At 58.7% G+C, this 26,698-nt stretch carries 24 protein-coding genes; 21 read left to right on the top strand and 3 right to left on the bottom strand.

Annotated elements, in window-relative coordinates; translation table 11 throughout:
* The first annotated feature begins 9 nt into the window (after window positions 1–9).
* Window positions 10–1,353, top strand: coding sequence for an AmpG family muropeptide MFS transporter (locus ACO079_RS09505; RefSeq protein ID WP_421789512.1), 1,344 nt, complete (start codon window positions 10–12; stop codon window positions 1,351–1,353).
* 5 nt (window positions 1,354–1,358) lie between these two features.
* Here ACO079_RS09505 and ACO079_RS09500 read toward each other — a convergent pair whose 3' ends face one another.
* Window positions 1,359–3,632 (bottom strand): NADP-dependent malic enzyme, encoded by a 2,274-nt coding sequence (locus ACO079_RS09500; RefSeq protein WP_421789511.1) that lies wholly within the window; start codon window positions 3,630–3,632, stop codon window positions 1,359–1,361.
* A gap of 86 nt (window positions 3,633–3,718) precedes the next feature.
* Here ACO079_RS09500 and mutS point away from each other — a divergent pair, with 86 nt between their 5' ends.
* Genes mutS through ACO079_RS09475 form a run of 5 tightly spaced genes read left to right on the top strand, consistent with a single transcriptional unit; the run spans window position 3,719 to window position 12,463 of the window.
* Window positions 3,719–6,442 carry a DNA mismatch repair protein MutS gene (mutS, locus tag ACO079_RS09495; protein ID WP_421789510.1) on the top strand — a complete coding sequence of 908 codons (2,724 nt, stop codon included), beginning with the start codon at window positions 3,719–3,721 and terminating at the stop codon, window positions 6,440–6,442.
* A 37-nt stretch (window positions 6,443–6,479) separates the two neighbouring features.
* On the top strand, window positions 6,480–9,293 hold the full coding sequence (locus tag ACO079_RS09490) for a [protein-PII] uridylyltransferase (RefSeq protein ID WP_421789509.1): 2,814 nt from the start codon (window positions 6,480–6,482) through the stop codon (window positions 9,291–9,293).
* Between the two features lie 3 nt (window positions 9,294–9,296).
* The gene (murJ, locus tag ACO079_RS09485) at window positions 9,297–10,859 is read left to right on the top strand and encodes a murein biosynthesis integral membrane protein MurJ (RefSeq protein ID WP_421789508.1); all 1,563 of its coding nucleotides are present in this window, start codon (window positions 9,297–9,299) and stop codon (window positions 10,857–10,859) included.
* A gap of 33 nt (window positions 10,860–10,892) precedes the next feature.
* Window positions 10,893–11,921, top strand: a complete 1,029-nt coding sequence (gene trpS, locus ACO079_RS09480) for a tryptophan--tRNA ligase (RefSeq protein WP_421789507.1) — start codon at window positions 10,893–10,895, stop codon at window positions 11,919–11,921.
* Window positions 11,922–11,971: 50 nt separating this feature from the next.
* Window positions 11,972–12,463 (top strand): copper chaperone PCu(A)C, encoded by a 492-nt coding sequence (locus ACO079_RS09475; RefSeq protein ID WP_421789506.1) that lies wholly within the window; start codon window positions 11,972–11,974, stop codon window positions 12,461–12,463.
* Here the strand turns inward: ACO079_RS09475 and ACO079_RS09470 are convergent.
* Entirely contained in the window at window positions 12,460–13,056 is a 597-nt protein-coding gene (locus ACO079_RS09470) for a hypothetical protein (protein WP_421789505.1), read from the bottom strand. The genes ACO079_RS09475 and ACO079_RS09470 overlap by 4 nt on opposite strands.
* Before the next feature lie 53 nt (window positions 13,057–13,109).
* On the opposite strand from ACO079_RS09470, the gene ACO079_RS09465 reads away from it, so the two are divergent.
* The 13 genes from ACO079_RS09465 to trmB all read left to right on the top strand — a co-directional run bounded on the left by ACO079_RS09465 (window position 13,110) and on the right by trmB (window position 23,681).
* Window positions 13,110–13,586, top strand: a complete 477-nt coding sequence (locus tag ACO079_RS09465) for a universal stress protein (protein WP_421789504.1) — start codon at window positions 13,110–13,112, stop codon at window positions 13,584–13,586.
* A 69-nt stretch (window positions 13,587–13,655) separates the two neighbouring features.
* Window positions 13,656–14,207, top strand: a complete 552-nt coding sequence (locus tag ACO079_RS09460) for a NifU family protein (protein WP_421789503.1) — start codon at window positions 13,656–13,658, stop codon at window positions 14,205–14,207.
* Window positions 14,208–14,258: 51 nt separating this feature from the next.
* Entirely contained in the window at window positions 14,259–14,915 is a 657-nt protein-coding gene (tsaB, locus tag ACO079_RS09455; protein WP_421789502.1) for a tRNA (adenosine(37)-N6)-threonylcarbamoyltransferase complex dimerization subunit type 1 TsaB, read from the top strand.
* The gene (rimI, locus tag ACO079_RS09450) at window positions 14,912–15,343 is read left to right on the top strand and encodes a ribosomal protein S18-alanine N-acetyltransferase (protein WP_421789501.1); all 432 of its coding nucleotides are present in this window, start codon (window positions 14,912–14,914) and stop codon (window positions 15,341–15,343) included. The genes tsaB and rimI overlap by 4 nt, the downstream gene beginning before the upstream one ends.
* 55 nt (window positions 15,344–15,398) lie before the next feature.
* A complete protein-coding gene (locus ACO079_RS09445; RefSeq protein ID WP_421789500.1) occupies window positions 15,399–15,821 on the top strand; it encodes a Fur family transcriptional regulator in 423 nt (140 codons plus the stop codon).
* 82 nt (window positions 15,822–15,903) lie between these two features.
* Window positions 15,904–17,277, top strand: a complete 1,374-nt coding sequence (gene miaB / locus ACO079_RS09440) for a tRNA (N6-isopentenyl adenosine(37)-C2)-methylthiotransferase MiaB (protein WP_421792938.1) — start codon at window positions 15,904–15,906, stop codon at window positions 17,275–17,277.
* Window positions 17,274–18,299, top strand: a complete 1,026-nt coding sequence (locus ACO079_RS09435) for a PhoH family protein (RefSeq protein WP_421789499.1) — start codon at window positions 17,274–17,276, stop codon at window positions 18,297–18,299. Before miaB ends, ACO079_RS09435 begins: the two co-directional genes overlap by 4 nt.
* Entirely contained in the window at window positions 18,259–18,753 is a 495-nt protein-coding gene (ybeY, locus tag ACO079_RS09430) for an rRNA maturation RNase YbeY (protein ID WP_421789498.1), read from the top strand. The genes ACO079_RS09435 and ybeY overlap by 41 nt, the downstream gene beginning before the upstream one ends.
* Window positions 18,746–19,603, top strand: a complete 858-nt coding sequence (locus ACO079_RS09425) for a hemolysin family protein (RefSeq protein ID WP_421789497.1) — start codon at window positions 18,746–18,748, stop codon at window positions 19,601–19,603. Before ybeY ends, ACO079_RS09425 begins: the two co-directional genes overlap by 8 nt.
* Window positions 19,600–21,222 carry an apolipoprotein N-acyltransferase gene (gene lnt / locus ACO079_RS09420; protein ID WP_421789496.1) on the top strand — a complete coding sequence of 541 codons (1,623 nt, stop codon included), beginning with the start codon at window positions 19,600–19,602 and terminating at the stop codon, window positions 21,220–21,222. The genes ACO079_RS09425 and lnt overlap by 4 nt, the downstream gene beginning before the upstream one ends.
* Window positions 21,223–21,325: 103 nt before the next feature.
* Window positions 21,326–21,748: a helix-turn-helix domain-containing protein gene (locus ACO079_RS09415; RefSeq protein ID WP_421789495.1), complete on the top strand. Its 423-nt coding sequence runs from the start codon at window positions 21,326–21,328 to the stop codon at window positions 21,746–21,748.
* A gap of 99 nt (window positions 21,749–21,847) precedes the next feature.
* The gene (gene metK, locus ACO079_RS09410) at window positions 21,848–23,014 is read left to right on the top strand and encodes a methionine adenosyltransferase (RefSeq protein WP_421789494.1); all 1,167 of its coding nucleotides are present in this window, start codon (window positions 21,848–21,850) and stop codon (window positions 23,012–23,014) included.
* Window positions 22,992–23,681, top strand: coding sequence for a tRNA (guanosine(46)-N7)-methyltransferase TrmB (gene trmB / locus ACO079_RS09405; RefSeq protein WP_421789493.1), 690 nt, complete (start codon window positions 22,992–22,994; stop codon window positions 23,679–23,681). The genes metK and trmB overlap by 23 nt, the downstream gene beginning before the upstream one ends.
* Here trmB and ACO079_RS09400 read toward each other — a convergent pair.
* The gene (locus tag ACO079_RS09400) at window positions 23,678–24,229 is read right to left on the bottom strand and encodes a YHS domain-containing (seleno)protein (RefSeq protein ID WP_421789492.1); all 552 of its coding nucleotides are present in this window, start codon (window positions 24,227–24,229) and stop codon (window positions 23,678–23,680) included. The two genes, trmB and ACO079_RS09400, sit on opposite strands and share 4 nt — an antisense overlap.
* 227 nt (window positions 24,230–24,456) lie before the next feature.
* Between ACO079_RS09400 and rimP the strand changes: the two genes are divergently transcribed.
* Window positions 24,457–24,987 (top strand): ribosome maturation factor RimP, encoded by a 531-nt coding sequence (gene rimP, locus ACO079_RS09395; RefSeq protein WP_421789491.1) that lies wholly within the window; start codon window positions 24,457–24,459, stop codon window positions 24,985–24,987.
* On the top strand, window positions 24,984–26,696 hold the full coding sequence (nusA, locus tag ACO079_RS09390; RefSeq protein WP_421789490.1) for a transcription termination factor NusA: 1,713 nt from the start codon (window positions 24,984–24,986) through the stop codon (window positions 26,694–26,696). Before rimP ends, nusA begins: the two co-directional genes overlap by 4 nt.
* Window positions 26,697–26,698 lie beyond the last annotated feature (2 nt).

Raw genomic sequence — 26,698 nt, 5'->3', positions numbered from 1 at the left:
GACAGGCCGATGACTGACATGACGGTGAATGGCAACGGCCAGCGCAGTTGGCGAGAAACTGTCCTCGTTTATTTTACGCCCGTCATGCTCTCCATGCTCATCCTCGGATTTGCATCAGGCCTGCCGCTCTACATGGTCTTCCAGAAACTTTCCTTCTGGCTGCGAGATGCTGGAATCGAGCGCTCGACGATCGGTTTTTTCTACTGGGTTACACTCTCTTACACGTTCAAATTTCTGTGGGCGCCGATCGTTGATCGAATCAAGGTGCCGATCCTCCACTCCATGTTGGGCCCGAGGCGGTCCTGGATTGTTACCGCTATCACGGGCACTGTGATCGGGTTGACGATCATTTCCCAAACAGACCCGACACAAGGCCTTCTGCCCGTCGCGATCGGTGCGATCCTCTTGTCCTATTCGGGCGCTACACTCGACGTGGCGATTGACGCCTGGCGTATCGAGTCCGCGCCGAACCGAATGCAGGCCAATATGGCAGCCGCCTACTCGCTCGGATATCGCGTTGCCTACATGACCTCAGGTCTGGGTCTGGCAATTTCGGAATGGGCGAACTGGTCGGCCTCATTTCTGGCCATGGCAGCGGCGATGGCGATCTCGGCAGTGCTTGTATTCTTCATGAAAGAACCGGCGGCTGGTGCAGGATCACGCGATCTCGAAGGATCTTTCGGGATGAAAGTCGTCCGTGCCGTCTGGGAACCGTTCAAGCAAATTCTCGGCCGGCTCGGACGATGGTTCATCCCGGTAATCCTTCTGGTCATGATCTATCGCATGTCCGATTTCACAATGGGTGTGATGGCAAGCCCGCTCTATGCGGACATCGGATTTGACCGCGCCATTGTGGGCGGCGTTCAGGGCGGGCCGGGCCTCGCCGCCACCATTTTCGGATTATTTGTCGGCGGTGTGGCCGCCTTTCGGTTTGGCTTGATGCGCGCTCTGGTGATTGGCTTGATCATTACCCTGATCACGAATGGGGCCTATGCATGGCTCGCGGCAACAGCGGGCCCTGAAGATGTCGGGAGGCTAACCATTGCAATTGTGGGCGATAACATTGCTGGCGGATTCGTGACCACCGTCTTTATCGCCTATCTTTCCAGCCTGGTTGATCCAGCAAACGCTGCCACCCAGTATGCGCTGATCAGCTCTTTCTATGCGTTTGTGGCTAAATTTCTGTCCGGCTTTTCGGGCGTGCTGGCCGATGCGGTTGGCTATGTGAACTTCTTCCTGATAACCGCGTCCTGGACGCTACCGGCTGGGCTTCTCCTTGTGTTCATCATGTCTCTGGGGCCGGATGCGGCAACCGGCAAGCACAAATTCGAAGAACGTCAAACAGAGGCGTGAAGCGGCTACTCCGCCGCTTCCGGTGACAGATCGTAGGCGGCAAGAGCCGCCAGGGTGACAATCTCTGTCACAGGTGCGCCCAGCCGGGCGATCTGAACCGATTTTTCAAACCCCAGAAGCATCGGCCCCAGCACATTCGCACCCGCGCCAGCTCCCATCAGGCGGGTTGCAATAGAGGCCGAGTGGATCGCCGGCATCACAAGGACGTTGGCCGGGCCTGTCAGGCGCGAAAACGGGTAGAGCAATTTGTGCGCTGGATCGAGCGCAACATCGGCCGCCATCTCGCCTTCATACTCAAAATCCACCTTGCGCTCATCCAACAAGCGGACCGCCGCCTGTAACTTCTCTGACCGCTGCCCCGCCGGATTTCCGAAAGTTGAATAGGAGAGAAAGGCCACGCGCGGATCAAAGCCGAACCGGCTGGCGGCTTCTGCGGCCTCGCAGGCGATATCTGCCAGCGCGTCAGAATCCGGGAATTCAGTGACATTGGTGTCGGCAATGAAAAGCGTGCGGTTCTTGGCCAGCACGATCGACATGCCAATCACGCGTTCCCCTTCAGCGGGGTCCAGAACGCGGGCCACATCCTTGAGCGCTGCATCATAATTCCGCGTTACGCCGGTGACCATGCCATCCGCATCACCCATTTTGACCATGCAGGCAGAGAAGACATTGCGGTCATTATTGACGAGGCGCTGCACGTCGCGTTTCAGAAAACCGCCCCGCTGCAGACGTTCATAGAGGAATGCCGCATAGTCTGAATTTCGTTCAGACAGGCGTGCATTGACGATGGTAAGTGCATCTTCCGGAACGCCGACCAGGCGCATGTTCGCGCGGGTCTGTTCTTCCCGACCCACCAGAATTGGCTCTCCCAAATCCTGGGTTTTGAAGGCATAGGCAGCGCGGATCACCGACGGCTCTTCGCCCTCGGCAAACACAACGCGCTTACCCTTGCCAACGACGGCGCCCTGAATCCGTTGAAGCAGGGCGGCTGTCGGATCGAGACGCCGCGCCAGCGACTCTCTGTAGAGCTTCATATCTGTGATGGGTTTGCGGGCGACGCCGCTGTCCATGGCCGCTTGTGCGACATAGGGTGGAATATAAGAAATCAGGCGCGGATCGAACGGCGAGGGAATAATATAATCACGACCGAAGGTCGGGCGTTGGCCGTGATAGGCGGCAGCGACTTCATCGGGTACATCTTCCTTAGCCAGATTGGCCAGGGCCCGGGCACAGGCGATTTTCATTTCCTCATTAATCGTCCGGGCGCGGACATCCAGCGCGCCCCGGAAAATGTAAGGGAAGCCCAGAACATTATTGACCTGATTGGGATAATCGGACCGCCCCGTTGCCATGATCGCATCCCGGCGGATTTTGCGGACCACCTCCGGGCGGATCTCCGGTTCTGGATTGGCCATGGCGAAAATGATCGGGTTTTTGGCCATGGACTGGACCATGTCCTCATCCACTGCGCCCGCAACAGATAGCCCAAGGAAGCAATCGGCCCCCTTCAAAGCGTCGGCTAACGACCGGGCCTTGGTCGGCGCGGCATGGGCCGCCTTCCACTGATTCATCCCGTCTTCGCGACCCTGATAGATCGGCCCGCGTGAGTCGCATAGAATGCAGTTCTCGGCTTTGACCCCCATGGCCTTGAGAAGCTCGAGCACGGCGATACCCGCTGCGCCCGCGCCGTTAACCACAACTTTCAGCCTGGACATGTCGCGTTTTGTGATTTCACAGGCATTGATAATACCAGCGGCTGCGATAATGGCTGTGCCGTGCTGGTCGTCATGGAAAACCGGGATGTCCAACCGCTCGCGTAGTTTCTGCTCGATAATAAAACAGTCCGGGCCTTTTATGTCCTCCAGATTGATCCCGCCGAAGGTTTCTCCAAACCGGGCGACGCATTCGATGAATTGCTCGGCGTCCGCCTCATCGATTTCGATGTCCATGCCATCAATATCGGCAAAGCGTTTGAACAGGACGGCTTTGCCCTCCATCACCGGCTTGGACGCCATCGGGCCGAGATTTCCAAGGCCGAGAATGGCGGTTCCATTGGACACGACGGCGACCATATTTCCTTTAGACGTATACTCGTAAACACTGTCCGGATCGTTCGCGATGGCCTTCACCGGTGCGGCCACGCCCGGCGAGTAGGCCAGCGACAAATCCCGCTGGGTGGCCATGGGCTTGGTGGGTTGAAGCGCCAGTTTTCCGGGTGTTGGTTGCTTGTGGAATTTCAGCGCATCTTCGTCGGCAACGGGGCTGGTGCGATCGGACATGAGGGCTTCCTGAAAGGGCGGATTGGACAGGCGCTGGTGAGCCTATCAAGGCCGCCTTTTGACGCAAGCGTCATACGCGCTTGCGAATGCCGCGAATCCCCGTCAATTTCGCCGGTCAAATGACCGAGCCCAGCCTGACAGATCGCACTTTTCCGGATCCGGAGGGTGCCACGCCAATGATGGCGCAATTCCTCGCCTTGCGTGAGGAAACACCCAAGGACGCGTTGTTATTCTACCGTATGGGCGATTTCTACGAGTTGTTTTTCGATGATGCCAAGCGGGCGGCGGATGCACTGGATATTGCGCTGACCCAGCGCGGACAGCATCAGGGCGAACCCATTCCAATGTGCGGTGTGCCTGCCGCCACCGCCGAAGCGTATCTTGCACGTCTGATCAAGGCCGGGTTCAAGGTTGCTGTCGGGGAGCAGCTGGAAGACCCGGCTAGCGCCAAGGCCCGGGGGGCCAAAACGGTCAAGCGCGGGCTCTCGCGGATCGTTACAGCCGGGACACTGACTGAAGACTCCCTGCTGGATGCACGAGCTTCCAACCGGATTGCTGCTCTGGCGCAAACACCGGATGGCGGGTTTGCTTTGTCTTGGGCAGAAGTGTCGACCGGTGATTTTGCCGTGTCGGCCGTATCATCCTCCCAGATTTCTGCGGAGGTCGGCGCGCTCAACCCGGCAGAATTGCTGATCGCCGAGGATTATTTTGGAGAAGCCTCACAATGGATATCGAGCCAGCGCCTGACGCCGCTGGCCCGGGCCAAGTTTGATGCGCGCGCGGGCGTTCGGCGATTGAAGGACCGGTTTGATGTCGATTCCCTGGACGGGTTTGGCGATTTTTCCGCGGCAGAGAACGCCGCTCTCGGAGCGCTTCTGGATTATCTGGAGCTGGCGCAGGCTGGCGCGCCGGCAAAGTTGGCACCTCCACGGCAAATCAAGACCGGCGGCAGCCTTCTGATTGATCCTGCCACTCGTGCCAGCCTCGAAATTGACCGCACGCTCGCCGGAGAGCGCAGGGGTTCACTGTTGGCAGCGATTGATAAAACGGTCACAGCGCCGGGCGCGCGCCTTTTGGCGGCGCGCTTGAACCAGCCCTCTACGGACCTTAATGAGATCAATGATCGGTTGAATTCGGTCAGTCATTTCCTCGACCTGCCGGCCGCCCGTCAGATTCGCGAGGAGCTGAAGGCCGCAGGCGACCCGGAGCGCGCACTTTCGCGCCTTCTGTTGTTGCGTGGCGGTCCGCGGGATCTTGCCGCTCTGAGAGACGCATTGCGACAGGCCGGCGCGCTCGCGGCTGTGCTGGCACCCGCGCACAGCCTGGATCTCCCAGACCGTCTGACCCGCCTTTGTGAAACGCTGTCCAGAAGCACGAAAGGTGACCTGCAGGCGCTGATCGGCGATCTTGAATCCGCGCTGGTAGAAACGCCGGGCCTCTATGTGCGCGATGGGGGATTTATTGCGGCTGGTTGGCTGCCCGCCCTGGATGAAGCGCGATCCTTGCGTGATGAGAGCCGCAAGCTGATCGCCGCGCTGCAAAAGACCTATGCCGAGCAAACAGGCATCAGCAATTTAAAGGTCAAGCACAACAATGTGCTGGGCTATTTCATTGAGGTAACCGCAAAACAGGCCGATGCGCTGATAGCGCATGAGGCTTTCATTCATCGTCAGACCATGGCCAATGCCGTCCGGTTTTCCACTCCCGAACTCGGCGAGCTGGAAGCAAAAATTGCTGGCGCTGCTGATCGCTCTCTTGCGTTGGAAAAGGAGGCTTTTGCCGGGTTCCGGGACCGGGTCGAAGCGGAAGTCGCCCTGATTCGGAAGATTGCCCGCGCGTTATCCGAGGTCGATGTCAGCCAGGCTGCTGGCGAACTGGCCCGGAGTTCGGGCTGGATTAGGCCCGAGCTCAGCGAGGACAGTGATTTCCGGATCGAAAGCGGGCGCCACCCGGTAGTTGAAGCAGCCCTGCGAAAAGATGGCGAAGCCGGGTTCACACCAAATGACTGCGTGCTGGCGGCTCCGGATTCATCGGGAGCGCGGTTGTTGCTGGTGACCGGACCCAACATGGCCGGTAAATCAACCTATCTTCGGCAGAATGCGTTGATGATCATTCTTGCCCAGGCCGGATTGTATGTGCCGGCTTTACGCGCGAGAATTGGTATCGCTGACCGGCTTTTCTCCCGCGTTGGTGCAGCAGATGATCTCGCGCGTGGCCGGTCGACCTTCATGAATGAAATGGTCGAAACAGCGGCCATCCTCAATCAGGCCAGTGACCGCAGTTTTGTGATCCTCGACGAGGTCGGCCGGGGGACCTCGACTTTTGACGGGCTATCGATTGCCTGGGCCGCCGCCGAGCACCTTCATGAGGTCAATCAGTGCCGGGCGCTCTTTGCCACCCATTATCATGAACTGACGCGGCTGGCAGACGATCTGAAGGCGGCCGGAAATGTCAGCCTGAAAGCAAAAGAATGGAAAGGTGAGCTGGTTTTTCTGCACCAGGTCGCCGACGGGCCGGCTGATCGGTCCTACGGGATCGAAGTGGCCCGCCGGGCGGGACTGCCGGATGCGGCCATCGCCCGGGCCCGGACCATTCTCGACCGGCTGGAAAGTGAAGATGCCCCGGCAGCGGCCCTGGCAGAGTTGCCGCTTTTCTCTGCGGCGCCTGTCGTCGAGCGTCCGAAACCTTCCGCAGTCGCCGAGCGAATGAAATTAGTGGACCCGGATGCGCTCAGCCCCCGCGATGCACTTGATTGCCTGTACGAGCTTAAGCGCTTGTCTGACGCGGATGAAGGTGACCGTGAAGGGTAGGTGACGCTTAACGCGGCGCGGTCTAGTTTGCCAGTTCATGTTGGTGTCTGCCCTTCCTGCGCCCCTCGATGGCCTCAAACTTCGTGCCGAACTGGCTGCGGCACTCGGTGATAAGGGCTGGCGTAATCCTCCTGCCCGGCTTGCGGCCATTGCCAAGATCAAATCCGCCATCGACGCGGGCCGCGCGTCAGCTTTTGCCAGGCTGAACAAGCGCTCTGGCGGGCTGGAAGCCGCCCGCTTCCTCTCCGGTGTTATGGACTCGGTTCTGGTTGCCGTTTTTGACTCGCTCGCATCAGAGTCTGGCGATGCTGCGAAGGGCATATCGATGGTGGCCATTGGCGGGTTCGGTGCGGGTGAACTCGCCCCACGGTCCGATATTGACCTGTTGTTCCTCAAGCCTGCAAAGGCAAGGTCATCACAATCCGAATTTCTGGAGCAAATAATCTACGTGCTCTGGGATAGCGGCATAGATGTGGGCGGCGGCGCAGTTAGAACCGTCAAGGAAACCCTCTCGGTTGCCAACGACGACATTGGCGAGCGGACATCGCTCCTGTCGCTGCGCCATTTGGCGGGAGATACCGCGCCGACGGAATCCTTGCGGCAGTCTTTGCGGGCCGAGGCCGAGGCCACCGGGGCAGCTTTTGTGGAAGCCAAACTTCGGGAGCGCGATAGCCGTATTTCGAAAACCGGCCGCTCGCGATATACGGTCGAGCCGAATTTGAAGGAATCCAAAGGCGGGCTGCGCGACCTGCAACTGCTGCGCTGGCTGGCGCAGTTTCTTTATGGGGCGGATGCCTTCGAGCGGTGGGTGTCGGCGGGCCTCCTCACGGTTTCCGATGTCGAAAAATATCTGCGGGCCTCAGATTTCTATTGGACGGTACGGTTTCATATCCATGCCATTGTGGGCGGACGGGATGACCGCCTGACGTTTGATATCCAGCCTGAAATCGCCGAGCGGATGGGATATGACGATGCCGAGGCGGAAAGCGCCGTTGAACGCTTCATGCGGCAGTATTTCCTGACGGCTATGGATGTGGGCAGCCTGACCCGGTTGGTTTGCGCCAAACTGGAGGCGGACCATCGCAAGGCCAAACCGCGCGGGCTTGCCCGGTTCTTACCGGAGATTGAGGGTCTTCAAGCGCCGGTCGATGAGGCCTTCAAGCTGGTTGATGGCCGGCTCGACTTTATCGATCCGTCCGAAATCAATTCCGATCCGGTCCTTTTGCTGCGGCTGTTCAGGGCAGCGTCAGCCATGGGCGTGGATTTGCACCCTGACGCGATTGCCGCAGTGGGACAAAATATCCGCCGGGTTGATGAGGATTTCCGGTCTGACCCGCGGGCTGTACGGGTGTTTTTCTCGATCCTCTTGGATTCGTCGGCACCGCATCTGGTTTTGCGGTTAATGACGGAGGCCGGGCTGTTGGGGGCCTTCTTGCCGGAGTTCGGCGGCATTGTCGCGCGCACTCAATTCAACATGTATCACCGCTTCACGGTTGACGAGCATACGCTCCAACTTCTTGCCTTGCTGCGGGAAATCGAAGAGGGCGAACTCAAGGACGATCATCCAACCGCCAGCGACATCATCCACAAGATCAAGCACCGGCGTGCGCTCTATCTCGCTGCGCTTCTACATGACACCGGCAAGGGCAAGGGTGATCAGTGTGAGGAGGGCGCAATTCAGGCCCGCTCCGCCTGCACCCGTTTGGGGCTTCCCAGAGAAGAAGTTGAGCTTGTGGCCTGGCTGGTGCGTTCGCACCTTCTAATGAGCGATACGGCCCAGCGCCGCGATATAGGCGATCCGCGTACGGTCTATGACTTTGCAAAAGAAGTCGGATCGATCGAGCGTTTGTATCTTCTGACGCTTTTGACTGTCGTTGATATCCGGGCGGTCGGTCCGGGCATCTGGAATGGCTGGAAGGGCCAGCTTCTTCGCGACCTCTATTCGGCCACGATCACTGTTCTTGATGGCCAATCCAGTCAGGAGGGCGAGTCCCAAGTGAGTGATCTGCTACGCACTCAGGCGGATGAAGCCCGGAGCGTTGTTTTTCACAAGCTGGCGCGTGTGGATGCCGATTTCGCGGGCCGCTGGATCCGGGACCTTGATGATAGCTACTGGCTGTCTTTTTCCGAAGCGGACCGATTGCGCCATGCCGCTTTTGTGCGGGCGGCACGCGATCGTGGTGATCTGGTGGCGGCAGCAGCACGGATCGACAAGCGCCGCGCAGCAACGGAAGTGATGCTGATTGCGCCGGACCGCGAACATCTGTTCGCGGATGTTGTGGCTATGCTTGCCAGCCTTGGCGCCAATGTTGTGGGGGCTCAGGTGTCGACCACCGCATCGGGCGAGGCCTTCGATGTTTTCTTTGTTCAGGACGGAGCGGGACAGCCATATGGGCTGGATCGGGAACGTGCCAGAGATGCGCTGGCAGAACGGGTGCGCCGGGCGGCTTCGGGCGCCAAATCGAGGAATGTCGCCAAGCCTTCACGGAGATTGACCCGGCGGGCGGCCGCTTTCTCGGTTGTGCCGTCCGTATCGATCGAGCCGGATGGCGCTCAAAGCGCGACGCTGATCGAAGCGTCCGGGCGGGACCGTCCCGGATTATTGGCAGATCTTTCGGAGGTGTTGTCCACGGCCGGCCTCGCGCTGCAGTCAGCCCGGATTGATGGCTATGGCGAGCGGGCGACGGACGTTTTCTACGTGCTGAAAGACGGCAGGAAGCTGAAGGATGCCGATGACATCAAAACGGTGAAGGCGGGGTTGATGGCTGTGCTAGCTGAAGAGGAGGAGCGTGTTGAAGAAAGTGCGAAGTCTCGCGGCCTTGCACGGGCTCGCGCGAGCGCAGGCCGATAGCTGATGAAACTGCTTCGCTCTACCTTCGTGATTGGCGGTTTTACCGCGATCAGCCGGGTGTTGGGTTTTATTCGGGAAATGCTGCTCGCCGCCGCACTGGGCGCGGGCCCGGTGGCCGAAGCCTTCGTTGTCGCATTCCGCTTCCCCAACCTGTTCCGGCGGTTTTTTGCCGAAGGGGCCTTCAATTCGGCTTACGTTCCGCTCTATTCGCGAACCCTTGAAGGCGATGGCGAAGCGGAGGCCAGAACATTCGCCCGCGATACTTTATCTGTCATGATTGTCGTGCTGGCCGCGCTGACCGTTCTGGCCCAGATTTTCATGCCCTGGATCATGCGGGTTATCGCTCCCGGCTTTCTGGATGATCCGGGCCTTTTTGGCGTGGCGGTTTTGTTTACCCAGATCACCATGCCCTACCTGCTCCTCGTGTCCTTGACGGCGATGATGGGCGGTACGCTAAACGCGCATGACCGGTTCGCCCTGTCCGCTGCCGCGCCGATCGCGCTCAATGTCATTATGGTCGCGGTTCTGCTTTTGGCGCCTGATGATCCGCAAACCACAGGATTGTGGATCACGATTGCCGTGCCGGTCTCCGGCGTTGTTCAGGCTGCGATGCTTTATTGGGGCTGCCGGCGGTCAGGGATTGGGCTTGCATTGCGTGTTCCGCGCCTGACCCCGAAGGTGAAACGCCTGATCTGGTTGGGCGTGCCGGGAGCCATCGCAGGCGGTGTCACCCAAATCAATATCGTCATCAGCCAGCTGATTGCGACCTTGCAGGACGGGGCGGTGGCGCTGCTCTATTTTGCCGACCGGTTGTATCAGCTGCCCCTGGGTGTCATCGGGATTGCCATGGGCGTGGCCTTGCTGCCCATGTTGTCCAAACGGTTGCGCGCTGGAGATGACGCGGGAGCGAAAGATACGCTTAATCGCGCGCTGGAAATTTCCATGGCGCTGACCTTACCGGCCACTGCGGCACTCATCGCCATGCCCGGCCTTTTGGTAGAGGGTCTGTTCCAGCGCGGCGCGTTTACAGCCGAGAATGCCGTGGCGACTAAACTGGCCGTCCAGGCCTTTGCTGTTGGCCTGCCCGCCTTTGTGCTGATCAAGGTGTTTTCGCCGGGATTCTTTGCGCGGGAAGATACCGCCACTCCGATGAAATTTGCTGCCGTGTCGATGGTGTTGAACGTCGTGATCGGGGCTGCAGCGTTTTTCTGGATCAGAGAATTTGCGCCGGATCGGGGCCATGTGGGTTTGGCTGGTGCAACCGCGTTGGCTGGCTGGGTGAACGCGGCGCTTCTGGCTGTCTTCCTGGCGCGCCGGGGCGGATTTTCGCCCGACAAGCGGTTTTTCTCTGCCCTGCCCGGCCTCGTCAATGCCGCCCTTGTGGCCGGCGGAGTGATGGCGGGACTGGAGTTTGCCCGGCCGTTAATCGTCGAGATGGCGTTAGGCTCGCGGCTGTTGGCCGCCATCCTCGCCTCCGCAGCTGGCGGGATCATTTATCTGGTGTTTGCCCTCGCTCTACGGGGTTTGAGAGTATCAGAGTTGCGCAATGCCTTCAGGCGTGGCTAAACCCCGCCACTGTCTGCCCATCAAGAGTTTCCCATGAGCGATCCTGTTTCCTATTCCGGCCCTGAAAGAATCCTGTCTGGCATGCAGCCCACCGGGGGTTTGCACCTCGGCAACTATCTGGGTGCACTTGTAAACTGGGTGGCGCTACAGGATCGCGGCGCGGAGTGCTTTTATTGTGTGGTGGACCTTCATGCGATCACCATGCCGCATGACCCCAAATCATTGCCGGATGCGGTCCGGCGCGCCGCGGCGGCCTATATCGCCTCGGGTGTCGATCCTGAAAAATCGGCTGTGTTTGCGCAATCGGCGGTTCCGGAACATGCCGAGCTGGCCTGGGTGTTCCAATGTGTCGCCCGGCTGGGGTGGCTGGAACGCATGACCCAGTTCAAGGACAAGGCCGGTAAGGACAAGGAGCGCGCCAGCGTTGGCCTTTTCACCTATCCGGTCCTGCAGGCCGCCGATATTCTGGTTTACAAAGCCACCCATGTGCCGGTGGGCGAGGATCAGAAACAGCATCTGGAATTATCCCGGGACATCGCGGCCCGCTTCATGCGGGACTTTAATTGCGACGGTGTGTTCCCGTTGCCAGAGCCGGTTATTCAAGGCGCGGGCACGCGCATCATGTCCTTGAAGGACGGATCGAAGAAAATGTCGAAATCTGATCTTTCTGATCTTTCGCGGATAAATCTGTCGGACGATGCTGAGACGATTGCCCGCAAGGTCAAAAAGGCGAAAACCGATCCAGAACCTTTGCCAGAGTCGGTGGAGGGCCTGACGGGCCGTCCGGAAGCGGCCAATTTGGTCGGGATTTACGCCGCGCTGGAAGGCTCAACCACAGAGACGGTGATCGCGGAATTCGGCGGACAGGGGTTCGGGGTTTTCAAGCCGAAACTGTCTGAGCTGGCCGTCGCGAAACTGGCGCCGGTTGCAGATGAGTATTCACGCTTGATGGATGATCCAGCTGAGCTTGACCGCATTCTCTCCAACGGCGCAGATCGCGCCCGCGCCGTCGCGGCTCCGGTGATGAAGGAAGTGCGCCAGATAATCGGCTATTGGGGCTAGGTCGCCGCCTCGATGCCGGAACGGGATAAAAAGGCTCGAAGATGAGAAAAATGCTTCCGATCACCCTGGCCGCGGGCTTGTTGGCCTGTTCGCCATCGTCAGACGAGATGTCAGCGGAGGCTGAGCTGGCGGCGCAAATTGCACCGCAGGGACCCGTTGCCGAACAGGCAGTGGAGATCATTGTCAGCGACCTCTGGCTGCGGCCACATCTGGGCGGACGTACGGTGACGGCCGCCTATTTTCAGGCGGAGCTGGCTGAAGGAGACGCGGACCTATTGTTGAGTGCCCGGATTGAGGGCGCCGAACGGGTCGAGCTTCACGGCCATTTCATGGATGATGCCGGAGTTATGCAGATGCGGGAGGTTGGCGCGCGGCTAATCGAAGATGATGCGCCTTTGGCCTTTGTCCCGGGCGGATTGCACTTGATGGTCTTCGGTCTCGAAACAGTATCCGAGGGCCAGACCGTTGAAGGCGTGCTGGTCTTTCAGAACGGCGGTGACATTCCGGTCACATTCAATGTCCAGGCGTCAGCGCCACTCTAGCCATTTCCTTTCCCTGCTGGCGTCGGCGTTTCCGGACTAACCGGTTTGTCGGTTGTGTAAAGCTCAGGATCGTAGGGTTGTGGCGCGCGGGGACGGAACATCCAGGCAATATAAAGACCCAGCAGGCCGCCCGGAACGCCGCCTAACCAGATCGGATTTTCTTCAAGCGCGAGATAGGTTGCGAACCCGAAGCCCAGCAAGGCAATCGCCAACCCCATGGCCGACATCGCATAGCCGAACCAGAGCGGTTGTCCTTCGACAAACTCAATGCCGTCCCGGAAGGGCATTAGAGCCTGATGCAGTGCGGTATTGAAGTTGCGGAAGGTGTCGGCCTGATTGTGCCAGACGCCAACGCTTTTCCAGGCTCGAGACCCGAAGACAATTCGGGTGCCATCATGACCAGCAATGCGGCAGACCACCTGACTATCGCGTCCTGCCATCTCGACGCCAAGGCGAATTTGCGTGATTTCGTCGAAACGGATGGCGCGCTTGCGCGTTCCGTTTTCTGCGACACTAATGCGTTCAGCTTCGATGGAAATCGTCTGTTCTGCCGAGGCGGCATTGCGCCTGTCTGTGTAGGTGGCGGAGCTCATGAGCGGCATTCCTAGCTGGACGAATCCATTCTGTCAGGCCAATCCTATGCGTCATGAGCGATCATCGCCGCAAATTTCTGGTTATTGCCGACCAGAGCGAAGAGTGCCGGACCGCGCTCTATTTTGCCGCCAAACGAGCCAAAGCCACCGAGTGTGGCCTGGTTCTTTTGTCTGTGATCGAGCCTTCAAATTTCGATCATTGGATCGGCGTATCCGAGACGATGCGCCGCGAAGCGGAAGAAAACTCGACCGAGTTGCTGGATATGCTGGCCGAGGACGCAGAGGCCGTCATGGGCGAGCGCCCGGAGCTGATCCTGCGAGAAGACGAGATGAGGGATGCTTTGTCGAAGCTGATTGAAGAAGATTGCACGATTTCCATCCTGGTCCTGGGGGCTTCGGAGGCAGGCGAGGGCCCGGGCCCTCTGGTGGCGGCGCTGGGCCGTGGCCGCGGCTTGACCGGGAACCGGTCAATACCGGTGACCGTTGTGCCGGGTGGACTTTCCCGCGACGCGATTGATGACCTTACCTGATCAGGGGTTGCGGTTCGTCCCGGGAAGCGCCATTTGAGGGTCCCGTGTTGACCCGTAGGCGCATCGATAATGTTCATTCAGACAGAACCCACCCCAAACCCGAATACGATCAAGTTTTTGCCCGGACGTGACGTGGCACCGGAAAGCCCCCGGGAGTTCGTGACGCCGGAAGAGGCGGAGGGCTCCGCATTGGCGCGCGAACTGTTTGCCGTGGACGGAGTTACAAACGTATTTTGCGGAGCTGATTACATCTCGGTCTCCAAGGACGAAACAGTCGACTGGCCGCATATAAAGCCGGCCATTCTTGGCGGCATCATGGATGTAATGCAGTCCGGCGCTCCGCTGTTCGAAGCCGATGCCGGCGACACCGAATTTGATGCAGACAGCGGTCCGGCGAAAGAAATCAAGGAAATTATCGATACCCGCGTGCGGCCGGCCGTTGCACGGGATGGGGGCGATATCATCTTCAAAGGGTTTGACGAAAAGACCGGCGTGGTTGCGCTGGTCATGCGTGGTGCGTGTTCAGGCTGTCCCTCCTCAACTTTCACGCTGAAATCCGGCATAGAGAATCTTCTGAAACATTATGTCCCGGAAGTCCGTGAGGTTGTTGCGGTCGGTTAGACACCAGGCTGTGATCGACGCGGCAACTGCAATCCTCTAAAGCCTGTGGCGATGCGATTACTGGTTATGGATACGACGGGCTTCGCCTGTTCGGCAGCTTTGCGCGTGCCGGGGCGGACCGATCTTTGTGTCAGCGAAGATATGGCGCGCGGCCAGGCTGAACGCCTGGCCCCCATGGTTCAGGAGATTCTTGCGGAGGCCGGACTGAAACCCGGCGATCTGGATCGCATCGGGGTTACCACAGGTCCCGGCAGCTTCGCTGGAACGCGCGTGGGTGTGGCCTTCGCAAGGGGGTTGTCGCTGGCGGCGGATGCAGATTGCGTCGGGATTTCCAATCTGCACTGGTGGGCGCAGTCGATTGCTCCGGGGCCGGATGTTCCCATAATTGTTCATCATGATGCCAAACGCGGAGAAATTGTCAGCCAGGTATTTAATCGGACAAGCTCAAGATCGGCAGCGGCGACCCGAACCATCGCCGAGGCCAAGGCGCTTGATGAAAAGGCGAGAAACTCAGTTGGAGATTCGAATGCGGCCGTCCTTGTGGGTACAGGCGCGCATCTTGTCGATGGCGGTCCGGTAAGGCCTCCGCCCGGCCTGAATGTATTGCTCGATATTGCCGAAAACGCAAAACCTCCGTTTGATCGCCCCAAGCCGTTCTATGCCCGCCCGCCAGACGCCAAACTGCCCGGCGGCCGTTCACCAGAATGATCCAGGAGGCCGCAAAATCCGAATGCGGAATATTGGCCGCGATCCATGCGGAATGCTTTCCGCGTGGCTGGTCGGGCATGGAGTTCGCGGCCTTGATCGCACAGCCCGGTGTTTTTGCCCTGAAATGGGGCGATGCCTCTTTAACCGGTTTCATATTGGTGCGCTGCGTCGCCGATGAAGCGGAGATCCTGACATTGGCGGTTGACCCGGCGTCCCGCGGCAATGGGTTGGGCCGTGCGCTGGTCAAACAGGCGGAAGCCGAGAGTTTGTCGCGTGGCTGCACGCGTTTTTTTCTCGAAGTGTCGGATCAGAACGCACCCGCCATTGCGCTTTATGAGCAACTTGGTTTTGAGCCTTCTGGCCGGCGCGCGAATTATTACTCGGACGGATCCGATGCGCGGATCATGGAAAAGGCACTCCCCCGATAGACGAATCCGGATCAAGCGCTTATGTCTTGCAGGGGTATTGAGACAGGGAATGAGCATGCCGGATCGGATCGAGAAGCTCTGCGTCGAAAAAGGGTTACGGATGACGGACCAGCGCCGTGTGATCGCGCGCGTCCTGTCTCTGGCCGAAGACCATCCGGATGCGGAAGAACTGCACCGCTGTGCTTCAGCCGAAGATGATCGCATCTCGCTGGCAACGGTTTACCGGACGGTACGTCTGTTTGAGGAGGCCGGCATCATCGAGCGGCACGACTTCCGCGATGGGCGCGCGCGCTATGAAGAAGCCACTGACGATCACCATGATCATTTGATCGATTTGCGTTCGGGCGAGGTCATCGAGTTTGTGGACGAAGAGATCGAGCGGTTACAGGACGCCGTTGCGAAGCGCTTGGGTTACCGTCTCGTTGATCACCGTCTCGAGCTGTACGCCGTTCCGCTGGACGACAAGAAGTCGGGTTAGTTCTACCGGTTTCCAAGGCCGGGCTTGCGAACCGGGCTCATATCGATCATAACGCGCGGCTCTTTTTCGATTGAACGGATCTGTGATGGCGCCTGCGCGCAAGAAGCTATTTATCAAGACCTATGGCTGTCAGATGAATGTCTATGACAGTGAGCGCATGCGCGATGTGCTCGCTCCGCTCGGCTATGAGCCCTCCGAACAGCCGGATGGGGCCGACATGGTTATTCTGAACACCTGTCATATCCGTGAAAAGGCTGCCGAAAAAGTCTATTCTGAATTGGGCCGGCTGCGGCCTCTCAAGGAAGAAAAAGCCGATAGCGGCGCGCCGATGACGATTGCCGTCGCCGGTTGTGTGGCGCAGGCTCAGGGCGAAGAGATCATGCGCCGGGCTCCGGTCGTTGATCTCGTCGTCGGCCCGCAAACCTATCATAAATTGCCCGAACTGATCGCTCAAACCCATCGGTCCCGCGGTGAACGTCTGGAAACAGAATTCGAACCAGTCGAAAAATTCGATGCGCTGGCGGGTAACCGGAAAGTCGCCGGATATTCGGCGTTTCTGACCGTGCAGGAAGGATGCGACAAGTTTTGCACCTTCTGCGTGGTGCCCTATACGCGTGGTGCAGAATGGTCACGGCCGGTTGATCAGATTGTCGCTGAGGCGCGGCAACTTGCGTCCAAAGGCGTGCGGGAAATCACGTTGCTGGGCCAGAATGTGAACGCCTATCATGGCGAGCCGCCAGCTGGTCACGAGGCTGATGGCGTTTGGGGCCTGGGCCGCCTGTTGCGGCATCTCGCGATGATCGGTGGGCTGGACCGGATCCGCTACACGACCTCGCACCCCAATGACATGGATGATGAGCTCATTGCGGCACATGGCGAGCTAGAGTGTCTGATGCCTTATCTGCACTTACCGGTGCAGTCAGGTTCTGACAAAATTCTCCACGCCATGAACCGCAAGCATACATTCGAATCCTATGCCCGCGTGATCGAGAAAGTCCGAGCAGCGCGGCCTGACATCGCGATTTCCGGCGATTTCATTGTAGGGTTTCCAGGTGAAACCGATGCGGATTTCGAAGCGACGATGCAGGGTGTTCGCGAGATCAATTATGCCTCGGCTTTCTCGTTCAAATATTCCCGCCGCCCAGGCACGCCGGGCGCGTCCTTGCCCATGCAGGTTGATGAAGCGGTGGCTTCTGAACGCCTGACCCGTCTTCAGGCTCTGCTGGAAGATCAGCAGACCGCGTTTAATGGTTCGCAGATTGGACGCCGCATACCGGTCCTGTTCGAACGCAAAGGCCGCGAAGACGGGCAACTTCACGGCCGTTCACCTTATCTGCAGGCTGTTCATTGTGATGCGCCGGATCATCTGATCGGCCGGATTGCCGAGGTGGCAATCACAGGGTCGACCCGCAACTCCCTGACCGGCGAGCTAGACGCAAAGGCCAGTGCGGCTTGACCCAGACGCGATCCGGAAAGTCGAAATCCCGCGCGGTCAAGCCGCGCTCCGCACCTGTCGAGCTTCTGGAGTTCGACGACGATGCGCGCGTGCGCATGATGGCGGGTGCCGGGGATCGGCATTTTCTGCTCATTGAAGAGGAAATCGGCGTACGCCTGTCGGCGCCCGGCGGAGGTCAAATCCAGATTTCCGGGCCGGATCCGAAAACGCGTCTGGAAGCGAAACGGGTTCTGAACCGTCTCTATAACCGGCTTGAAAAGCAGATGTCCTGCGATGAAGCCGATGTCCGCTCGGTTCTCCATCATGATGATGTACAAGCGCGGGAAGCTGACTCAACCGTGATCCGGGTCCCGCGCGGAACCAGTTTTATGGCCCGCACGGCCCGGCAGGCCGATTACATCCGGGCTTTAAATGATCCGTCAGGCAGCGATCTCATTTTCGGGGTCGGGCCTGCCGGGACCGGCAAAACGCTTTTGGCGGTCGCTTACGGGGCGTCACAATTGGCGCTGCGGGCGGTGGATCGTCTGATTATAACACGGCCCGCCGTTGAAGCGGGTGAAAAACTTGGCTTCCTTCCTGGTGACCTGGCCGAAAAAGTCGACCCTTATTTATTGCCTGTCTGGGATGCGTTGAGCGATGCGCTGGGCCGTACACAGATGGAGAAAATGCGTGAGGACAAACGCATCGAGGTTGCGCCTCTCGCCTTCATGCGCGGGCGAACGCTGAATCGGGCGATTGTCATCGTCGATGAGGCCCAGAATGCGACCCGCGCGCAAATGCGCATGGTGTTAACCCGGTTAGGTGAAGGGTCTCGCATGATTGTCACGGGCGATCCGACACAAACCGACCTTGATCACCGCCAGCCGTCAGGCCTGCCGGAGGCGCTTGAGATCCTGAAGGGCGACAAGGCTGTAAAAATCATCCGTTTCGAGCGACAGGATGTTGTCCGGCATAATCTTGTTGGACGGATTGTGGATGCCTATGAGCGCCGTGATGCCGAGGATAAGGCCCGAAATGGCTGAGATCGACATTTTGGTTGAGGCCGGCGGCTGGCCAGAGGCGGAAGAGTTAAGGCGGCTGACCTCAGCGTCGATTGTTGCCGCAGAGCAGGAAACGCGGCCAGTGGACAGTGCCCTGAGTGTGGTCTTTGCCGATGATGCGGCCGTGCTGAAGCTGAATTCTGCCTTCAGGCAAAAAGATCAACCGACAAATGTGTTGTCTTTTCCGGCGGCAACGACCATGAGCGGCCAGCTTGGAGATATTGCCCTAGCCCGCGAAACGGTCTTTCGCGAGGCCGAAGAAAAGTCTATTCCGGTATCTCATCATATTTCACATCTGGTGATACATGGTTTCCTGCACCTGCTGGGTCATGATCACCAGACGGAGGTGGAAGCAGAAGAAATGGAAGCTCTGGAGCGCAGGGCGCTCAAGCGACTGAATATTGCCGATCCGTATCAGGAGCGCGGCAATGGGTGACGACAACAGCAGCCGAAGTTGGCGTGCGCGGCTGGCGCGTTTGCTGAACGGTTCGGAAGATTCCCTGCCGGCGGCGGAAGAAACCAACGGGTTTGCCGCAAACGTCCGCGATTTCGACAACTTGCTGGTCGATAATGTGATGGTGCCGCGGGCGGACATTATCGGGATCGATATTTCCACGCCGCTGGGTGAGTTGATTCCGGCCTTCGCCGACGCCGCGCATTCGCGCTTGCCGGTTTATCGGGAGACGTTGGATGACCCGCTGGGCGTGGCCCACATCAAGGATGTCATGGCCCGGCTTGTACCGTTTGTTTCAGACCCGGTGGAGCGTTGGGCGGACCAGCGCATTCTTGACGAAATCAAGCGGCCATTGCTGTTTGCGCCGCCGTCAATGAAGGCGATCGACCTGTTGCTTAGAATGCAGGCCCGCCGCACCCATATGGCATTGGTTGTCGATGAGTATGGCGGCACGGACGGGCTCGTAACGCTTGAAGATTTGCTCGAGCCGATTGTGGGCGACATTGAAGACGAGCATGATGATGAAGCCGCGCCGAATGTCCTGCCAAAAGGCAAGGGGGTTTGGGTGGCAGATGCGCGTGCCGAGATCCGTGAACTGGAACAGATTGCCGGGCGGCCGGTGATTGATCCCGAGATTGACGAAGATGTCGACACGCTGGGTGGGCTGGTATTTACGCTGGCCGGCCGCATCCCGGAGCGTGGAGAGGTTATTCCGCATCCAGTCGGGTTCGATTTCGAGGTGCTGGATGCAGACCCCCGCCGCATCAAGCGGTTGAGAATCCGGAGGCGAAGTACCGCGTCAGAAAGCGAGCCCGGCGGGCTTACTGAATGAGCTGGGCGGATCGCGCGCGCGTTCTGGCAGATCGGCTTAAGCCCTCCCGCCTGCGCGCAGATCTGCTAAACCTCACTCGCCGTCAACGGGCCTTGGCGTTGATCTTTCTCGGGCTCTTTGCGGGTTTGTCTGCGGCTCCGCTATTTTTCTTCCCGGCGCTGGCGCTGGGTCTGACGGCGCTGATCTGGCTGCTCGATGGCTGTCGCGACGAGGAAAAGCCCGCTCGCTCCGCCGCTTGGCGGACGTTTCTGTTTTCATGGGCCTATCTCGGAGCGGGTGTTTTCTGGGTGGCGTTCGCGTTCTGGAATCGCGGCGGCGCGTTTATTTATTTTGGACCTCTTGTTGCGATTGGCGGGGCTGCTTTCCTCGCGGCTTTCTGGGCGGCGGCCGGGGCCATTTATGTTCGCCTTGGCCTGTCAGGTCCTGTCCGGGTTCTGGCTTTCGCGATCCTCTTTCTGGCGGCTGAGTCTGTGAAAGGTTTACCTTTCACGCAATTTCCCTGGAATTTACCGGCGCATGTCTTTGAAGCTGGCGGGGCTGTATCCCAATCAGCAGCGTGGTTCGGCACCTGGGGATTAAGTTTCCTGACCCTGTTGATGTTTGCCAGCCCGGCAGCCCTCGCTGGTCCCGGCAACGAACTCCAGCGGCGGTTGCCATTTCTGATCAGCCTGCTGGTTCTGGCCAGCCTCTATGCGTCAGGCACACACCGCCTGAATTCAGCGGAGGTGGCATATCATGAAGATCTCGTGTTTCGCCTTGTTGATGTTGACATTGACCAGCGTGAAAAATGGGCAGAGGGCGGTGAGGCGCTGGTGCGCACGCGTTATCTGGAGCTTACCGCTGCGGAAGGCATTGACGAGGTTACTCACGTGGTTTGGCCAGAGGGAGCCCTGCCGCTATTCCTTATCGAAGACAGCACGTCCATTGCCGCATTGACGGAAATCCTCACACAGGATCAGGTCCTACTGGCCGGAACGCCCCGCCGGGAGCGGGCAGCGGAGGGTGGGTTTCAGTATTTCAATTCGCTTGTCGCGATACAGTTCACCGGCCAGCGCCCGAGGGTGTTGGGGCTCTATGACAAGGTCAGGCTGGTCCCGTTCGGCGAATATGTCCCTTTGAGCGGGTTGCTTTCCTCATTGGGCATTCAGACCCTGCAGGAGCTTGTCGCGGGCTATTCACCCGGTATTGAGTTTGCAGCCTTGTCTGATGCCAACGCGCCGCCCTTCCTGCCCCTCATTTGCTATGAAGTTGTGTTCAGCGGGATTGTTCCGGGGGGTGAAAGCCGACCGGATTGGCTTTTGAACATCTCCAATGATGCCTGGTTCGGACCAACGGCGGGGCCGGTTCAACATCGTAATATTGCCCAGTACCGGTCCATCGAGACCGGTTTGCCCATGATCCGGGCGGCGTCACGCGGATATTCCGGTGTGATCGATCCTTTTGGCCGTAATGTGATTGACATTGACCGGCGTTATGAAGGGGTAACGGATGTTCGGTTGCCAGAGAGCGGCCCACTGACAATTTATCTGATGACTAAAGGTTTATTTTTCTGGGTGATCTATATTTTAAGTATACTGACGATTTGTGCAGTAGTCGTGCGTAATCAACGTCAGACTTAGGATTTGGCAGCCGAATCTGTAAATATTACTAGTCTTGGGGAATTTTTCGGTTAGTTCAGGTGGGGGGGAATTGTAACAAACTTGACATATCGGGGGAGCGGCCATGAAACGAAACCCGCGTGAAGCCAACCAGATTGATGCGCACGTAGGATCGCGCGTCCGGTTGCGGCGGCAGCTTTTAAAGATGAGCCAGGAAAAACTCGGCGACGAGTTGGGTGTGACCTTTCAGCAAGTCCAGAAATATGAGCGGGGGGCGAACCGGATCGGTGCCAGCCGCTTGTTCAGCCTATCCAAAGTGCTTGATGTGCCGGTGAACTTTTTCTTTGATGGCCTCGCCGGTGTAGATGCTGCGGGTGTTGCCGAAGGCGGCCAAAGCCCGGTCGTCTATGACTTCATTCAAAGTGCGGATGGGGTAGCGCTTGCGGAAGCCTTTTCGCGGATTAAAACACCGAAAGTCCGCCGCCGCGTGCTGGAACTGGTCCGGTCACTTGCTGACGAGGACGAGGCCAAAAACGGCAAGTCCTGATATTACTGCGCGAGACTCACGTGATCGGTTGCGCTTCCGGCTAGAAGCGCGTAAGCGGCACATCATATAAAGACATCTTTATATGAAAGGTGGTGCACTGTGGGCCGCAAATCATTTATTTTCACATCCGAGAGTGTGTCAGAAGGTCATCCAGACAAGGTTTGTGACCGGATTTCGGATGCCGTGGTTGACCTGTATCTGGGTCGGGATCCGGAAGCGCGGGTGGCTTGTGAGACGCTGACGACCACCAACCGTATCGTACTTGCAGGCGAAGTTCGCGCCGGAACGCCGATCAGTTCTGACGAGATCGAATCTGTTGCACGCGCCGCTGTCCGCGACATCGGTTATGAGCAGGACGGGTTTCACTGGCGCACCGCCGAGTTTTCAAACCATCTACACGAGCAGTCTGTAGATATCGCCATGGGCGTGGATGCGTCCGGCAATAAGGATGAAGGCGCGGGCGATCAGGGCATCATGTTCGGCTATGCCACAGATGAAACCGATGTGTTGATGCCTGCGCCCATTCTCTATTCGCACCAGATCCTCAAAGAAATGGCGCGGCAGCGAAAAACCGGTGCCCGGCCCGAGTTTGAGCCAGACGCAAAATCCCAGGTGACGCTGAAGTATGAGAACGGCCAGCCTGTCGGTGTAACTTCGGTCGTTGTCTCGACCCAGCACACGGAAGGCTATTCGCCGGAGGATATCCGGGAGCTGGTCCGCCCGATTGTGCAGGACGTATTGCCGGAGGGTTGGTTCCCGCCGGAAGACGAGTTCTACGTCAACCCGACCGGCAATTTCGTGATTGGCGGACCGGATGGGGATGCAGGCCTGACGGGTCGGAAGATCATTGTCGACACATATGGGGGGGCGGCCCCGCATGGCGGTGGAGCTTTCTCGGGTAAGGATCCAACCAAGGTTGACCGGTCGGCGGCCTATGCCTGCCGCTGGCTGGCAAAAAATGTCGTTGCGGCTGGCCTGGCCAACAAGTGCACGATCCAGGTTTCCTATGCGATCGGCGTCTCAAAGCCGCTTTCGCTTTATGTTGATTTCCATGGAACGGGTCAGGCGGAAGAAGCCAAAGTCGAAGATGCGCTAATGCAGATCGCTGACCTGTCTCCACGGGGCATTCGGGAGCGTCTGGGTCTGTCGCGTCCGATCTATGCGCGTACGGCGGCTTACGGGCATTTCGGCCGTAATCCGGATGACGATGGCGGCTTCTCCTGGGAGAAGCTGGACTTGGTCGATGAGCTCAAATCCCTCGCCTGAGGCCAAACCTCTCCGTACATTTGGCCGGACGAAGTCGCGTAGCTTGTCCGCGCGCCAGCAAAAGCTGGTGGACGAGTTTTTGCCGACTATTGCTATTCCGGCGGACGGCAATGTGAGCCCCGACGATCTGTTACCGGGAAAGTCCCGTTATGTGCTCGAAATCGGCTTTGGCGGCGGCGAGCATTTAAGCGGGCAAGCGGCGCGCAATCCGGAATCAGGCTTTCTCGGCGTTGAACCCTTCATAAACGGGGTGGCCAAGGCGCTGACCCAGATCAACGAGGCTGGGTTGACCAATGTCCGTTTGATGGAGGGCGATGCCCGCGATGTGATGGCGCGGATGCCGGATGCTTGCCTGGACCGGATCTATCTACTCTTCCCGGACCCATGGCCGAAGGCGCGCCATGCGAAGCGCCGGCTTGTCCAGGACGACACGACCGCTGAATTTGCGCGGTTGCTAAGGCCTAGCGGGCAGTTACGTGTGGCAACGGATGTCAAATCCTATGCCGATCACGCGCTTTTCGTGCTGCGTCAGAATGATCAACTCGCCTGGCAGGCGCGAGAGGCTGATGACTGGCGCCAGCCGCCAGCTGATCATCTTACGACGCGGTATGAAACCAAGAATCTCGGAGATTGCATCCCAGTCTTTTTTGAATTCATCCGGTGCTAGTCCGCTGTCACCTCGCCCCTGACATTGCTGAGCGGACGCGCACGATCAGCCGCTGAGAGTGGTTCGTCTGTATCGTTCCAATACGCGACGCCGCGATCAATGAAGTTCTCTGCGTCCTCCAGAAACAACCGGTGGGCGTTCGGGTTCACATTTAAAAAGAGCTGGCCATCGATGATGGTCCAGTTGAGTGGATTGCCGGCTGCCCTTGCACCATGGGCTGCCGCAAAGGCGCAGTGGCCATCATAGGCGGGCCCATATCGTGCCGGATCGGCCAGGAAAGCCGCCCGGTGGGCCTGGGTCGAAAAGAACCACAAGGCGTCATTATAGGTCGCAGAGATATCGGCGCGGCCGGGCGTGGCCTCGCCAAGGGAGTGATAAGCAACCGTATCGTAGCCATGAAGCGCCACGCCGCTCTCGCTGATGTATTGCTCGGCGCGGTTCAGTTGCGTGCCGTCAATCCTGATGGGGGCGTAACTTGCGTCGTTAGCCTGCGCGTTCGCGGCAGATACGAAAATTGCCAGAATGGCCAGTTGCAGGGTCTTCATCATGATCTTGTCCTTCCCGGTCCAGATGTGGCCCGCAAATCGCCGGGATACTGATGACATGCAAGACGGTCGGCGGTCACGTTCGAGTGTTTGACCTGTGAGCGCTGCCTTGCACTCAAAGCCCATCAAGCGTATATGGCTGGCATCACGTTCGATTGATGTTGGATAACATCTGTCGGCGGCTCCGGTTCGGGGCCGCCGTTTTTGTTGGCCGGATGAGAGGCAAGGTCTTGCGGACACGCACGGTTCAGGATGAAGCGATCGATGCTCTGGTGACGCCGGTTGCGGCGGCTCTGGACATGGAAATCGTCCGTATCCGGGTGAAGTCAGGCAAAAAGCAGACCGTCCAGATCATGGCCGAGAATTCCGACGGCACAATGGACGTCGAGCATTGCGCGAAACTGTCCCGCGCGCTGTCCGATGTTCTAGAGGAACAGGACCCGATCTCAGGCGAGTACAATCTGGAAGTTTCCTCGCCCGGTATCGATCGGCCCTTGACCGCGCCGGCGCATTTCGAGCGTTGGGCTGGCTTTAAAGCCAAGCTGGAACTCGACCGTCTGGTCGAGGGCCGCAAGAAATTCACTGGCATGTTGGCCGGCTTCGAGGACAACTCGGTGCTGATTGATCTGCCCAATGAAGACGAGACCGCGCTCATTCCTTTTGAGTGGATTGCGGATGCCAAGCTCGTCATGACCGATGAATTGATCAAGGCTGATCTGGCCACCCGCCAGCCCAGCGACAACAGTGGAGATACGCCATGAATATCGGCGTCAGCGCAAACAAGACCGAAATGCTCGCCATCGCGCGAGCCGTGGCTCAGGAAAAGGCGATTGATGAATCCATCGTCATAGAAGCGATCGAGGAAGCCATCGAAAAGGCCGCCCGCTCTCGCTATGGGGCCGAGCTGGACATTCGCGCCAAGATCGACCCGCAAACCGGTGAGATGTCGCTGACCCGCTGCACGACGGTTGTCGAAGAGGTTGAAAACGAATCCCAGGAAATCAGCCTGGGCGAGGCAAAAAAACTGGAAGCGGATGCCGAGATCGGCACGGTCTTCTCTGAAGAATTGCCGCCGATTGAGTTTGGCCGTGTGGCCTCCATGACGGCCAAGCAAGTCATCACGCAAAAAGTCCGTGATGCCGAGCGTGAGCGTCAATTTGAGGAATACAAGGACCGCGTTGGCGAGATCATCAATGGCATCGTCAAGCGTGTTGAATATGGCAATGTGTTTGTCGATCTGGGCCGCGCCGAAGGTATTGTCCGCCGTAATGATGGCATCCCGCGCGAGAACCTGAAGAATGGCGACCGCGTCCGCGCTTACATCTATGATGTGCGCCGCGAAGTGCGCGGTCCGCAAATTTTCCTGTCGCGTGCTCATCCGGACTTCATGGCCGCGCTGTTCGCGCAGGAAGTACCGGAAGTTTATGAAGGTATTATCGAGATCCCTGCCGTGGCCCGCGATGCGGGTTCGCGCGCGAAAATCGCGGTCATTTCTAATGACGGCTCGATTGACCCTGTGGGCGCTTGTGTCGGTATGCGTGGCTCGCGGGTTCAGGCCGTTGTGTCTGAACTGGCGGGCGAGAAGATCGACATCATTCCTTGGAACCAGGATCCAGCGACTTTCATCGTGAACGCGCTGCAGCCGGCAGAAGTCGCCAAGGTCGTTCTGGACGAAGACGATCAGCGGATTGAAGTCGTGGTGCCGGATGACCAATTGTCACTGGCCATTGGCCGCCGTGGTCAGAATGTCCGTCTGGCTTCGCAACTGACTGGCTGGTCGATTGATATCCTGACCGAGCAGGAAGAATCCGAGCGCCGGCAAAAAGAGTTTGCCGAGCGGACGGCGACCTTCATGGAAGCTTTGGACGTTGATGAAGTCATCGCGCAGCTGTTGGCGACCGAAGGTTTCGAGAGCGTTGAAGAGCTTGCCTATGTCGAGCTGGGCGAGATCGCCATTATCGAAGGCTTCGATGATGATACGGCCGTCGAGATCCAGACGCGGGCGCGTGAGCATTTGGACAAGGTCGCAGCCGAGCAAGACGCGAAGCGTAAAGAGTTGGGCGTTGAAGATGCGCTATTGGAGATTGATGGCGTCGATTTGAAAATAGCGGTCGCACTGGGCGAAAATGACGTGAAAACTGCAGACGACCTTGCCGGGTTCACACCCGATGATCTGCGCGGCTGGTTTGAGACCCGTGATGGCGAGCGCGTGCGCGAGCCGGGTATTCTGGAATCGTTCGAGCTGTCTCAGGACGACGCCGAGCTTTTGATCCTGAAAGCCCGCGTCGCGGCTGGCTGGATTTCCGAAGAAGATCTGCCTCAGCCGGAACCCGAGGAGTCCGAGGGTGAAGAGGGCGGTGAGATTGATATCGCCGATATGGATCTTGACGCTTTGGAGGCCGAGGCCGCCGCGCTGGGCGTTGATTTCGATGCGCCGGCTGAGAGCGGAGAAGGCGAGAACAAGAGCTAGGG

This window comes from Hyphobacterium sp. (genome assembly GCF_965228115.1).
GTDB lineage: Bacteria > Pseudomonadota > Alphaproteobacteria > Caulobacterales > Maricaulaceae > Hyphobacterium.
Note: the sequence above shows the minus strand (reverse complement) of the source record. Positions and strands in the feature narration are given on the sequence as shown.